Raw genomic sequence first — 11,245 nt, 5'->3', positions numbered from 1 at the left:
AGTACCGGCCGCGGATGGGTGCAGTACTGTGGGCTGGTGGTAAATCCCGTGCACCTGAAGACCCTCCTGGAGGTCACGCGGCTGGGCTCGTTCGCTGCGGCCGCCGCGACGCTCGGCTACACGGCATCGGCCGTCTCGCAGCAGATGTCCGCGTTGGAGCGGGAAACCGGCGTAACCCTCTTCCAGCGGTCGGCGCGTGCCGTCGTCCCCACGGAGGCCGCCGTCGTCATGACCCGGCATGCCGCCAAGGTGCTCACGGACATTGAGGCACTCATGGCCGCCGCGTCAAGGACGCAGGACAGCGAAAGCCAGGAGCTGCGGCTGGGGATCTTCCCCAGCCTGGCCACCTACGTGCTGCCCCGGATCCTGAAGAACCCGGCGTGGAAGAAACTGGGCATTGATTTACGGGTATCCGTTGCGGAACCCGGCCAGACCATCCAGGGCCTGCGCACCGGCGGGGACCTCGACCTGGCGGTGGTGTTCCAGGTGGGGCAGACGGGCTTCGCCTGGCCCAACACCATCAACCGGCAATGGATCGGCGACGACGACTTCCGGGTGGTGCTGCCGGCGGGCTGGGGCTTCCGGGCCGATGCCAAGGTGGCGGCGGACCACCTTTCAGAGATGCCATGGATCATGCACCATCCCGGCACCAGCGACGCCATGGTGATCGAGCGGCTGTTCGCCGGCTGCAACCTGCACCCCCGCGTGGTGGCACACAGCGACGACTTCCACGCCAGCCTGGAGATGGCCGCCGCGGGACTGGGCGCGGCCCTGGTTCCGGAGTTGGCGCTGCGGAACAAACCGGCAGGCGTGGTGGTGCTGGACGTGCCCGAAATCCGGCTGGCACGGAACGTGTTTGCCCTGCTGATCAACGACCGGAAGACAGCCCGGGTGCAGCTTTTCGTTGACCTGCTGGCCGAAACCCTTGCCGGGATGCGCACCGCGGTGAATTAGGGCCGAACGCTGGAATGGTCTGCCCTACGGGTCTATGTTGAGACTATGAACAAGGTAGCGAGCCAGCACTTTGGGGAGATCGAGCTCAACCACGGCAAGGATCACCTCTTCGCGGCCCAGCACGAGCTGCGGGGCCACGCGCTGGAACTCGACCTGAACATCAACGCGCACGACCACTTCGACGAAGCCGCGCTCCGCAAGGTCGAATACCGGCTGCGCTTCCTCCCCGAACTGGTGGACGAGGTCCGCGCAATGATCGCGGAGGAGCTTGAGCAGGAGGGCACCAGCCCCCAGGAATACCTGCACTTCCACTGCAACGCCCTCAAGGACGAGCACCTGCACAAGGTGTTCGGCGTCCAGGACCGCAGCCAGCTCACCAACGAGGTCTTCCTCAAGGCCCTGAAACTGGGCCACGTGGCCATCTATCCCGGCCAGCCCGAGCGCTACTTCGTCATGGACTTCACCCTGGGCCAGCACTTCACCGATGAGGTCCTGGTGGCCTGCGCCGACCAGGACGGCGTGGTGGACGACGAAATCGTCTGGGAGTCCTGAACGGGGCGTTCGACTCTGGCGCCGCCGCGCCGGTGGTACCACCATGGGAGTTATGCAAGAACCCAGGGCCGGCACGTTTCGACTCGCTGCGTCACTGCTCCTGGCCGGCGTGCTCGCCTCGATACTCGCCGGCGCGTTCCATGCCGGGTCCCATGATGCAAACGACCACATTGCCTCGTTCACTGCGTACGCCAACAGCGGCATCTGGACCGCCGTCCACCTCGGTCAGTTCGTGGGGATGGCGCTGGTATGCGCGGCTCTCGTCTCCCTGTGGGCAGCCCTTGAGGTCCGTCAGCACGCTGTGGCCTGGGTTGCCCGCTTTGGTGCCCTTTCCGCCGCCGCGGCCCTGGCGCTTTATGCGGCACTCCAGGCGGTGGACGGCGTGGCTTTGAAGCGGGCGGTGGACGCCTGGGCCGCTGCCCCGGAGCCCGAAAAAGCAGCCCGTTTCGCTACGGCCGAAGGCATCCGCTGGCTGGAATGGGGCATGCGCAGCTACCAAAGCCTCCTGCTCGGAGCTGCACTGGTGCTGCTTGGCATTGCTGTGGCTGCCACACATCGTGTTCCCCGGATCATCGGACTACTCATGGCGCTGTCCGGGCTGGCCTACCTGTCCCAGGGGTGGATCATCGGAGAATCCGGGTTTTCCGACGCCAACTCGGTGCCTACTCTGGTCGGCATCCTGGCGATCGTCGCCGCAAGCGTTTGGCTGGCAGTCAGCGCCTGGCGGATGAAGCAGGCGACGGCGGCCGGTCACCTCGGGTGACCAAACCGCCGTCGTCCGCTTCTTAAGGTTTCGACAGGCCCAACCACCGGTGGTTGAACCTGTCGAAACCAGCACTTACTTGGCCGCTTGCAGCAGTTCCGCGCGGACCGTTTGCGTGGCCTTGACCAGGTTCCGCAGCGACTCCTCGGTCTCGGCGTAGCCGCGGGTCTTCAGGCCGCAGTCCGGGTTGACCCAAAGCTGGCGGGACGGGACATGCTTGACGGCCGTGGAGAGCAGCTCGGTGACCTCAGCCTCGCCGGGAACGCGGGGCGAGTGGATGTCGTAGACACCCGGACCAACCCCGCGGCCGAAGCCGTGGCATTCGAGATCGTGGACAACCTCCATGCGGGAGCGGGCGGCCTCGATGGAGGTAACGTCGGCGTCCAGGCCGTCGATCGCGTCGATGATCACGCCGAACTCCGAGTAGCAGAGGTGGGTGTGGATCTGCGTGGAGTCGGCGGCGCCCGCCGTGGCCAGGCGGAAGGAGTCCACCGACCACTTGAGGTACTCGGCCTGGTCTGCCTTACGCAGCGGGAGGAGTTCGCGCAGGGCGGGCTCGTCCACCTGGATGACCTTGATGCCTGCAGCTTGGAGGTCCGCAATCTCGTCCCGCAGCGCCAGGCCAACCTGGTTGGCGGTCTCAGCCAGCGGCTGGTCGTCCCTGACGAAGGACCAGGCCAGGATGGTCACCGGACCGGTGAGCATGCCCTTCATCGGCTTTGCGGTCAGGGACTGTGCGTACTCGGCCCACTTAACGGTGATGGGGGCGCTGCGGATGACGTCGCCCCACAGGATGGAGGGGCGCGTGCAGCGTGAGCCGTAGGACTGGACCCACCCGTGGACGGTGACGTCGAAGCCTTCAAGGTTCTCGGCGAAGTACTGCACCATGTCGTTGCGCTCGGGTTCGCCATGCACCAGCACGTCGTAGCCCAGCTCTTCCTGCAGGTCCACCACGCGCTTGATTTCGTCCTTCATGAGCTGTTCGTACTGCCCATCGCTCAGCTCGCCCTTGGTGTTGCGGGCGCGGGCGGTACGGATCTCGGAGGTCTGGGGGAAGGAGCCGATGGTGGTAGTAGGCAGCGGCGGCAGGTCCAGCGCCTCTTCCTGGGCTGCCTCGCGCACGGCGTAGTCGGAGCGGGTGAAGTCTGCGGCGGTAAGCGCTCCGGTGCGGGCCCTGACGTCGGTGCGGCGGACCCCTTCCGCCGTGGCGCGGGAAGCGATCACGGCCGTGGCCTCCTGGATGGCAGCCTTGGCCGAGGCCGGGTCCGCGAGGTAGGACGCCAGGGTCGTGACCTCCACGGCCTTCTGGTCCGAGAAGGCCAACCAGCTGCGGAGCTGCTCTGACAGCTGCGTTTCCTCAGCAACGTCATGCGGGACGTGCTGGGTGGAGGTGGAGGTGGAGACGGCGAGCTTGCCGGCGGCGGCCTTCAGTTGGTCCAGCTTGGCGGCGGAGGCGGCAAGGTCGTTGCGCCAGATGTTGTGGCCGTCCACGACGCCGGCCACCAGGGTCTTGTTGCCCAGCCCCGCCAGCGCGGCGGCGGAGGGAACGGCACCCTTGAAGACGTCGATGTGAAGGGCCTCGATGTTGGTGGCGGCGAGGGTGCCCAGCTGGCCTTCGAGCGAGCCGTACGGGGTGGAAACGAGGATCTGCGGACGGTTGGCCGCGGCGGTCAGGACCTCATATGCCCGTGCAACAGCTGCTTCGACCTCTGCAGCCGGGGTGTCCTGGTCGACCACCAGGGCCGGCTCGTCGAGCTGCACCCAGTTGGCGCCGGCGTCGGCGAGCTTTTCGAGCAGCTGGACGTAGACGGGCAGGATGTCTTCGAGGCGGGACAGCGGTGCGAAACCGGCCGGGGCGTCGTCGGAGGCCTTGGACAGGAGCAGGTAGGTCACCGGCCCAACAATGTACGGGCGGATTTCGATCCCATTGGCCAGGGCGAACGCGAACTCATCAACCTTGGCGCTGGAGGCCAGGGTGAACTCTGTCTCCGGGCTGATTTCCGGCACCAGGTAGTGGTAGTTCGTGTCGAACCACTTGGTCATTTCGAGCGGCTGCTGTTCCTTGTTGCCGCGGGCCAGGGTGAAGTAGCCGTCGATGTCCAGCTGCCCATCGGCGTTGAGCAGCTTGCCGAAGCGGGCAGGCACGGCACCCAGGTGGGCGGTGGTGTCGAGGACCTGGTCGTAGTAGGAGAAGGTGCCCGGCACGGCGGCGGCTTCGGTGAGGCCGAGTTCCTGAAGGCGGCGGGCGGTGGCCAGCTGGATGTCCTTCGCGGCGGCGTCCAGGGCGGCTGCGTCGATCCTGCCGGCCCAGTAGGCCTCCACGGCCTTCTTGAGTTCGCGGCGGCGGCCGATGCGGGGGTAGCCGAGAAGTGAAGCGGACGGGAACGGGGTGCGGGGGGTGTTCTGTTCAGTCATGGGGTACTCCTGGAAGTGGAAGGGCGCGCCGATCAGCGCAGCGCAAAGGAACGCAGCACGGGACGGTGCGCGCAGTGGTGGAGGTGTTTAGTGGGGCGGCCGGTCACCCGGCGGCCTGGTGCAACGTCAGGTTTGGTCAGCTGGCGAGCTGGATGCGGGCTACGGATTCCCGCCGGCTGTGCTGGTTACCGGGACGGCTCCGCCGGGGAAGGTTGAGCTTGTCCAGCACTTCCAGCGCGCTCTGGTGCTCGTTGAAGGTGTAGATATGGAGGCCGGGGGCGCCTGCGTCCAGGGCCGCGTTGGCCAGCTCCACTGTGGCATCGACTCCGATATGGAGCCGCTCCAGGTCGGTATCTGCGGCGGCCAGCTTGGCCATCAGTTCCGGCGCGGGTTCCACGCCGGTGAGCTGACCCAGGCGGTTAAGCCGGCGGAGGCTGGTGAGCGGCATGACGCCGGGGATGATGGGGATGGTCACGCCGGCGCGGCGGGCCCTGGTGAGCAGGTCAGCGTAGTGCCGGGTCTCAAAGAACACCTGGGTGATGGCGAAGTCCGCGCCGGAACGCTGCTTGGCCAGCAGCACCTCGACGTCGTGCTCCTCGCTGGGCGATTCCGGGTGGCGGGCGGGATACGCCGCCACGCCGACCGCAATTTTGCCCGCACAGAGCAGGGCCGAACGGCGCTGCTCGACGCGGCGGATGAGTTCAATGAGGTCCTGGGCGTACCGGAGGGATCCGGCGGCGGGTGCGCTGGCGTCCTTGGGAAGGTCTCCGCGCAGGGCAAGGATGCCCCGCACACCGGTGTCCAGCAGCTCGCCCACGATCGCGGCGAGTTCCTCCGGGCTGTTGCCCACGCAGGTCAGATGGGCAAGCGGCCGCAGCGTGGTCTCCAACAGGAGCCGGTTGATGAGTTCGACGGCGGTGTCCCGGTTGGAGCCGCTGGCGCCATAGGTTACGGAAACATAGTCCGGCTCAGTGGTTTCCAGTTCCCGGATGGTGGTCCAGAGCGTTTCCGCGGCTGCAGGCGAACGGGGCGGGAACAGCTCATAGGAAAGCGCTACGGGAGCGGCATCGGAGAGGTTCGGGTGTGCGTCAATCAGGCTTGGTGGTGACATTTGCGTCCTTGGCTTTGGGCCATTGCCTGCTTCCCGTCGACAAACGGCGGGGTCACTGGCAATGAGTTGAGTTTGGGGAACACGGAGGGACTCCACCAGGGACGCAGCCGCGACTGTTACGCCTTGCATGAAGTAGTCCGTGAGCAAATGTCAGGCCCACATGGGGGCACCCACACCCTCCAGACGGAGGATCGCTGACACGTTACCGCGGTAACTTGTCCACGACTCTATGGGCAGTCCCGGGTGCAGGACAAGTCGGCGCCGAATTAAGACACTGTTTTACAGGTGGTTTTCCGAGGCAACAGAATTTTCTTCGCCCGTAGCATGCCTTTACCACGGGCGCTCCACGGCTGTCCCGTCGCTGCTGTCCAGGTACTCTTCCCGCTCGCGCCCGCTGTTCCGCTCCCGTTCCGCCTGCCGCGCGCTGTCCTGGAGCTGGTCGAGCTGGCCCTGCCGGGGATCTGCCGACGGGGCCGGCGGCGGGTCCGCCCCTGGTGCCGGTGTCCCGGCCGCAGCCTGTCCTGCAGCGCCGAGCTTGCCCTCCAGCCTCTCCTTGGCATCAGCGAGCCGGCCGCCGGTGTCGGGATTCACGGCCAGGCAGGCTTCCGGCGCCTGCCCGGCCGTTGCCAGCGCTTCCTTGAACAACAGGACGGCCGACGCCGGGTCCCTGGCCTGCTGCCGCTGGTCACCCAGGCGTTCGATCGCCAGCACGAGGTTGACCCGGATGATGCACCCGTCCCCCGAGTTGGCGGGAACCATGCTTAGGGCTTGTTCGAACTGCGTCCTGGCACTCGCATAGTCCTCCGCGGCCACGGCTGCGTCACCGGCCGCAAACGGCGCCTTGTGCGGCTCCACGACGTTGGCGAATCCAAGGCCCCGGGCGGCGGCATCAACGGCGGCAGCGTTCCCGGCGGAAAAGCCGGCGGCGGCGCGGTCAGCGAGGACGCCCAGGCTGAGCAGTTTGGCGGCGAAGCACAGCACCAGGAGCACCGGCAGCGCGGACCACAGGAGCAGGCGGCGCCTGCGGGACCGTGGTGTCGACTGTGCCGTCACGGCTTTTCCTCCTTCCGGCCTGCGCGCGGGAATCCGCGAAGCTGCCGCACGATTGCCACGGCTTCCGGCAAGGCCAGCAGGAAGGCGCCGGCAGCGAGGATCCAGTAGAGCTCCGTCCCTGCCCCCAGCGAACCATCATCGTCTGTGCGTTCCACCCTTCCGGGATGCGCCTGCTGCATCATGTCAGCAACAGGGGCGCCTGCAACGCGATGGACGTATGGCACCCCAAGCTGCCCGGCGATGGCCTGCAGCCGCCCCTCGTCAATCATGGAGAGCGCGTCGCCGGTGCTGCCGGCCCGGCTGTCCTGGACGTAGCCGCCACTCCGGGTGCCGGCCGCCCCTCCGGCGGTCCCGCCGTCGTCCACCCCTGTGTTCTCCTTCATCCGGCCGCCTCCGGATGTGCCGTAACCCAGCACTGCTCCCCCGGCCACCAATCCGCCGTCGACCTTCAGGGGCTCCGGCTCCTTGCCGCTGGTCTGCTCGCCGTCGCCCAGGTAGTACACCAGCCGGGGCCTGCCCGGGTGGCTGTCCCTGGCTGCTGCCAGCCGCTCGGACAGCACCTGCCTGGCGACGGTGATGCTGCTGCCCTTGGCGTAGGCGGTTACCTGCGGTTCCAGGACGTCCGTGATGGTTTCCAGGGCAAGGGTGTCGGTGCTCAGCGGCATGCGGACGTGCGCGGTGGTGTCGAACGTGATGACGGAGAACCGGGCGCCGGGCAACTGTTCGGCGATGGTCATAATGTCCTTCCGGACGCCCTCCAGCCGCGGGCTTCCGTTGCCATAGTCCTCGGCCACCATGCTGGTGGTGGTGTCCACCACGAAGAACACGTTCAGGTCGGCGCTGGCGGCCTGGACGGTGCCCCCCGGAAGGTGCGGCCGCAGGACCGCTGCAAGGAGCAGCAGGACCATGGCTACGCGCCGCAGCCAGGTCCGGCTGCGGAGGGGGACGCGCTGCAGCCGCCAAAGAACGGCGCTAAGGGCAAGGGCGGACAGCAGCGCAGCAGCCAGCGGCAGGCCAGGGATATCTGTGAACACAGCCCGGGGCGCCCCCTGGACCGCAGTAGTCTCCGTCTGCTCAACCCCGGCGACGATCCCGGCCACGGCGTCAGGGCTGTCAAGGGCAAAGTACGCGCCGCCGGTGGACTCTGCGGCTGCCCGCAGTTGTGCGCCGGGCTGGTCAGGACCGGAGCCGTAGTCCAGGTCCGCCGGGTTCAGCGCATAAACGTGGACGGACCGCTCCCTGGCCAATCCGGCCGCCTGGTCCAGCGTCATGATGGGCTTGCCAGACAGGAAATTGTCTGTCGCAAGCACCACAGACCGCGAGCGCTGGGGGTCGCTTTCCCCGCCGGTGGCCTCCTGAGACTTGCGGGCGTCCGGAAAACTGTTGAGGCAGGAGGCCAGGCCGTCGCCGATCAGGGACGAGCCCCTGCCGCTCCACGTGCCGTCAAGGAATCCGGAGCTTCCGGGTTCGCCGTCGAAGGCGTCCTTGGCACTGCGGAGCTGTTCCTGCGCATAGGCGTAGTCGTCCGTCAACGGAAAGACCTGGATGGCGCTGCTGTCGAAGATGGTCAGTCCGATCCGTTCGCCGTCGAACTCCCGTGCCAGTTTGGTGAAGACGTCCACTACCGCGGCGTCGGCGCTGCTCATGGACCCGGACGCATCGAGGCAGAGCATGATGTCGCGGTTGTGCTGCTCCGGCCTGATGGTGTCCGCGGAGACGGGACGGGCCGCTGCTATCGAGGTGGACACCAGCAGCAGGGCCAACGCGGTTCCGGCCAGCGCCAGCCACCGCCGGTACCGCCGGAGGGCTGCCTGGTATTCCGGCAGCGCGGTGAGCCTGTCCGCGTGCGCCACGGGCCGTCGTCGTACGCTGCTCCCCCCTTTGCGCCGCAGCGCTACCCATACCGCAACACCGGCCGCGGCGGCCGCGACGGGCAGCAGCCACCAGAACATCAGCTCCACGCGCGCACCGCCGCCGAGGCTCTTGCCGCGGACGCGGCCACGGAAGGCAGCGGCCCGGGACCGAATTCAGCCGGGTAGAGTGCCTGGACCGCGTCGGCCGCGGTCGGAAGAGGGTGCCGGGCGAGGTCCTGGTGGGTCATCCTGGTGGCATCCACCCCCGTGGCGTCCCGGACAAACCCGCGCAGCAGGAGGCTGATCTCCTGGTGGGCCGGCCGCGCGCCCAGCGTGCCCGCTGCCGCTGCCTGCTCCACGTCGTGGATGCGCTGCAGGTAGGCAGCTTTGAGCCCGGGCAGGTCGGTAAGCGCAGACCGTTCCTGGGCCCTGCCGGCCGGCTCCGGGCGCCTGGCTGTGCGGGTGGTGGTCAGCACGAAGACGTACCACCCTGCCACCAAGGCCAGCAGCGCTGCCCCGCACCACGCCCAGGCGGGGCTGTATTGCAGAGGGGCGAAGAACCCGGGATCAGCCTGCACGCCGGTGCCTCTCCAGCAGCGCGAACAGCCCGGTGATGACATCCCCGCTGCCCGCCACGTCCCCTTCGGTGATCCCGGCCGTGCGCAGCATGGCCTTCCGGCCCGCATCACGCTCCAAGGTCGCTTTCGTGTAGGCGGCCTCCACGCCTGGGGACACTCCGGGCGGCCAGGGCAGGAGGGACTCATCGGCCACGCTGTAGGTTTCAGGGGCATCGGGCTCAGTGGCGGGTGCCAGGTCCGCGTCCCGCACTGTCAGCCACAGGACTTCGTGCTGGGCGCGTAGCCTGCGCAGGAGTTGGGCGGTGGGAGCGTCCGCAGCCAGTTCGTCCGCGACGACAAAGAGCAGGTGGCGGCCTTTGACGTTGCGGGCCACGTAGGCCAGCTGGTCCTGGAACTTGCTGGGCGCCCCGTCGAGGCGCGTCTGGGAGTCCACGTGCCTGAGGAGCCGTTCCAGGTGGGCTTCGCCGCTCTTTGCCGGCAGGGAGCGGGTTGCGGTGGAGTCGCCGCATACCAGGCCCACCACGTCCCCGTGCCGGTGGGCCAGGTAGCCCATAACTCCCAGCGCCAGCACGGCGATGTCCTTTTTCGTTTCCCCGGACCGCGCCTCCGCCGCCATGTTCCGTCCTGTGTCGGTAACCAGGAGGACGGTCTGCCGGCGGACGGCCACGTAGCGCCGGATCAGGGGTGAACCATGCCGGGCTGTGGCCTTCCAGTCGATGTCGCGCACCTCGTCACCCGGTACGTAGGCGCGCAGGTCGTCAAAGTCCAGGCTGCGGCCCCTGAATACGGAACCGTATTCGCCGTCGAGCATTCCACGCGCTTTGCGGTGCGCGAAGATGGCCATCTTCGACTTCACCCGCTGGAGGAGGCTGGCCATGCGGGATCAGGGAGTCTGGACCGCGGCCACGACGGCGTCAATCACCGATTCGACCGGGACCTGCTCGGCCACTGCGTCGAAGTTGAGGATCAACCGGTGCCGCAGCACCCGGTGGGCCAGCGACCTGACGTCCTCCGGGATCACATGGTCGCGGCCGTGCAGCAGCGCCACTGCACGCGCGGCCTGGCTGAAGGCGATGCTGGCCCGGGGGCTGGCGCCGAATTCGATGAAGCCGGCCAGCCGGGCATCGATGTATTGGGAGGCGTTCCGCGTTACGTAGACCAGCCCCACGATGTAGTTGACGATAGACGGATCCAGGTAGACCCGCCCCACCAGGTCCTGGATTTCGATGATGGCGTCCAGGGAGGCGGCGGCCGCGGGTCTTTGTTCCCGGCTGTAGACGCCGGCATCGATCCTTCGGATCACCTCGGCCTCTTCCGCGGGAGTGGGGTAGTCCAGCACGTCCTTGAGCATGAAGCGGTCCATCTGGGCCTCGGGCAGCTGGTAGGTGCCCTCCTGCTCGATGGGGTTCTGGGTTGCCAGGACCAGGAACGGCGAGGGCAGGGGGTGGTCCTGCCCGCCAATGGAGGTTTGGCGTTCCTGCATGGCCTCAAGCATGGCGCTCTGGGTCTTGGCGCTGGAACGGTTGATCTCATCCAGCAGCACGATATTGGCATGCACCGGGCCGAGCTGGGTGCGGAAGTTCCCCTTGGCCGCATCGTAGATCTGGGTTCCCACGATGTCGCTGGGCAGCAGGTCAGGGGTGCACTGTATCCTGCGGAATTCGGCGCTGACGGCTTCGGCGAGGGTTTGCGCGGCCGTGGTCTTGGCCAGTCCGGGGACGCTTTCCAGGAGGATGTGCCCGCCGGTCAGCAGTCCCACCAGCAGCGATTCCCGCAGCCGGGACTGCCCCACCACTTTTGCATCGAAACTGCGGGAGATGTTGGCCGCCACCTGCTGCGCCCTGGCCAGCTCCGCCGGCTGGATTCTTGCGGGCACGCTGGTCGAAAGCACTGGATTCCCCCTGATGACGGTGTTGGGTGTACGGGCCGGGCTGCCTTGTCCCGCCCGCCATCCTATCCAAGCCGG

The 11,245-nt window shown here is 67.5% G+C and carries 10 protein-coding genes; 3 read left to right on the top strand and 7 right to left on the bottom strand.

The features are described 5' to 3' along the window. Nucleotides 1–36 precede the first annotated feature (36 nt). From FBY30_RS16260 to FBY30_RS16250, 3 genes are read left to right on the top strand one after another with little or no spacing between them, the layout of a single operon-like run. The gene (locus FBY30_RS16260; protein WP_142133655.1) at nucleotides 37–954 is read left to right on the top strand and encodes a LysR family transcriptional regulator; all 918 of its coding nucleotides are present in this window, start codon (nucleotides 37–39) and stop codon (nucleotides 952–954) included. 45 nt (nucleotides 955–999) lie between these two features. Then, nucleotides 1,000–1,506, top strand: a complete 507-nt coding sequence (locus tag FBY30_RS16255; protein WP_142133654.1) for a DUF2004 domain-containing protein — start codon at nucleotides 1,000–1,002, stop codon at nucleotides 1,504–1,506. 52 nt (nucleotides 1,507–1,558) lie between these two features. Beyond that, nucleotides 1,559–2,269 (top strand): DUF4386 family protein, encoded by a 711-nt coding sequence (locus FBY30_RS16250; protein ID WP_235009461.1) that lies wholly within the window; start codon nucleotides 1,559–1,561, stop codon nucleotides 2,267–2,269. Nucleotides 2,270–2,344: 75 nt separating this feature from the next. On the opposite strand, the gene metE is transcribed toward FBY30_RS16250, so the two are convergent. From metE to FBY30_RS16215, 7 genes are all read right to left on the bottom strand, one after another. Beyond that, entirely contained in the window at nucleotides 2,345–4,684 is a 2,340-nt protein-coding gene (gene metE / locus FBY30_RS16245) for a 5-methyltetrahydropteroyltriglutamate--homocysteine S-methyltransferase (RefSeq protein ID WP_142133652.1), read from the bottom strand. 136 nt (nucleotides 4,685–4,820) lie between these two features. Beyond that, nucleotides 4,821–5,795: a methylenetetrahydrofolate reductase gene (locus tag FBY30_RS16240; protein WP_142133651.1), complete on the bottom strand. Its 975-nt coding sequence runs from the start codon at nucleotides 5,793–5,795 to the stop codon at nucleotides 4,821–4,823. Between the two features lie 330 nt (nucleotides 5,796–6,125). Further along, nucleotides 6,126–6,848, bottom strand: coding sequence for a hypothetical protein (locus tag FBY30_RS16235; protein WP_200830708.1), 723 nt, complete (start codon nucleotides 6,846–6,848; stop codon nucleotides 6,126–6,128). After that, nucleotides 6,845–8,800 carry a vWA domain-containing protein gene (locus tag FBY30_RS16230; protein ID WP_142135338.1) on the bottom strand — a complete coding sequence of 652 codons (1,956 nt, stop codon included), beginning with the start codon at nucleotides 8,798–8,800 and terminating at the stop codon, nucleotides 6,845–6,847. Before FBY30_RS16230 ends, FBY30_RS16235 begins: the two co-directional genes overlap by 4 nt. Further along, nucleotides 8,800–9,279, bottom strand: coding sequence for a hypothetical protein (locus FBY30_RS16225; protein WP_142133650.1), 480 nt, complete (start codon nucleotides 9,277–9,279; stop codon nucleotides 8,800–8,802). Before FBY30_RS16225 ends, FBY30_RS16230 begins: the two co-directional genes overlap by 1 nt. Continuing rightward, on the bottom strand, nucleotides 9,269–10,156 hold the full coding sequence (locus FBY30_RS16220; protein ID WP_142133649.1) for a DUF58 domain-containing protein: 888 nt from the start codon (nucleotides 10,154–10,156) through the stop codon (nucleotides 9,269–9,271). The genes FBY30_RS16225 and FBY30_RS16220 overlap by 11 nt, the downstream gene beginning before the upstream one ends. Before the next feature lie 6 nt (nucleotides 10,157–10,162). Next, nucleotides 10,163–11,170: an AAA family ATPase gene (locus FBY30_RS16215; protein ID WP_142133648.1), complete on the bottom strand. Its 1,008-nt coding sequence runs from the start codon at nucleotides 11,168–11,170 to the stop codon at nucleotides 10,163–10,165. Nucleotides 11,171–11,245: the final 75 nt, after the last annotated feature.

The sequence above is a fragment of the Arthrobacter sp. SLBN-83 genome, from assembly GCF_006715285.1.
In the GTDB taxonomy this organism is placed as follows: Bacteria; Actinomycetota; Actinomycetes; order Actinomycetales; family Micrococcaceae; genus Arthrobacter.
This window is presented reverse-complemented; position numbering and strand designations above follow the sequence as displayed.

Bases quoted from the DNA above. Each gene is read 5' to 3' on its own strand.
- FBY30_RS16255 (WP_142133654.1), top strand. From the start codon at position 1,000: ATGAACAAGGTAGCGAGCCAGCACTTTGGGGAGATCGAGCTCAACCAC.
- FBY30_RS16250 (WP_235009461.1), top strand. From the start codon at position 1,559: ATGCAAGAACCCAGGGCCGGCACGTTTCGACTCGCTGCGTCACTGCTC.
- metE (WP_142133652.1), bottom strand. From the start codon at position 4,684: ATGACTGAACAGAACACCCCCCGCACCCCGTTCCCGTCCGCTTCACTT.
- FBY30_RS16240 (WP_142133651.1), bottom strand. From the start codon at position 5,795: ATGTCACCACCAAGCCTGATTGACGCACACCCGAACCTCTCCGATGCC.
- FBY30_RS16230 (WP_142135338.1), bottom strand. From the start codon at position 8,800: ATGTTCTGGTGGCTGCTGCCCGTCGCGGCCGCCGCGGCCGGTGTTGCG.
- FBY30_RS16220 (WP_142133649.1), bottom strand. From the start codon at position 10,156: ATGGCCAGCCTCCTCCAGCGGGTGAAGTCGAAGATGGCCATCTTCGCG.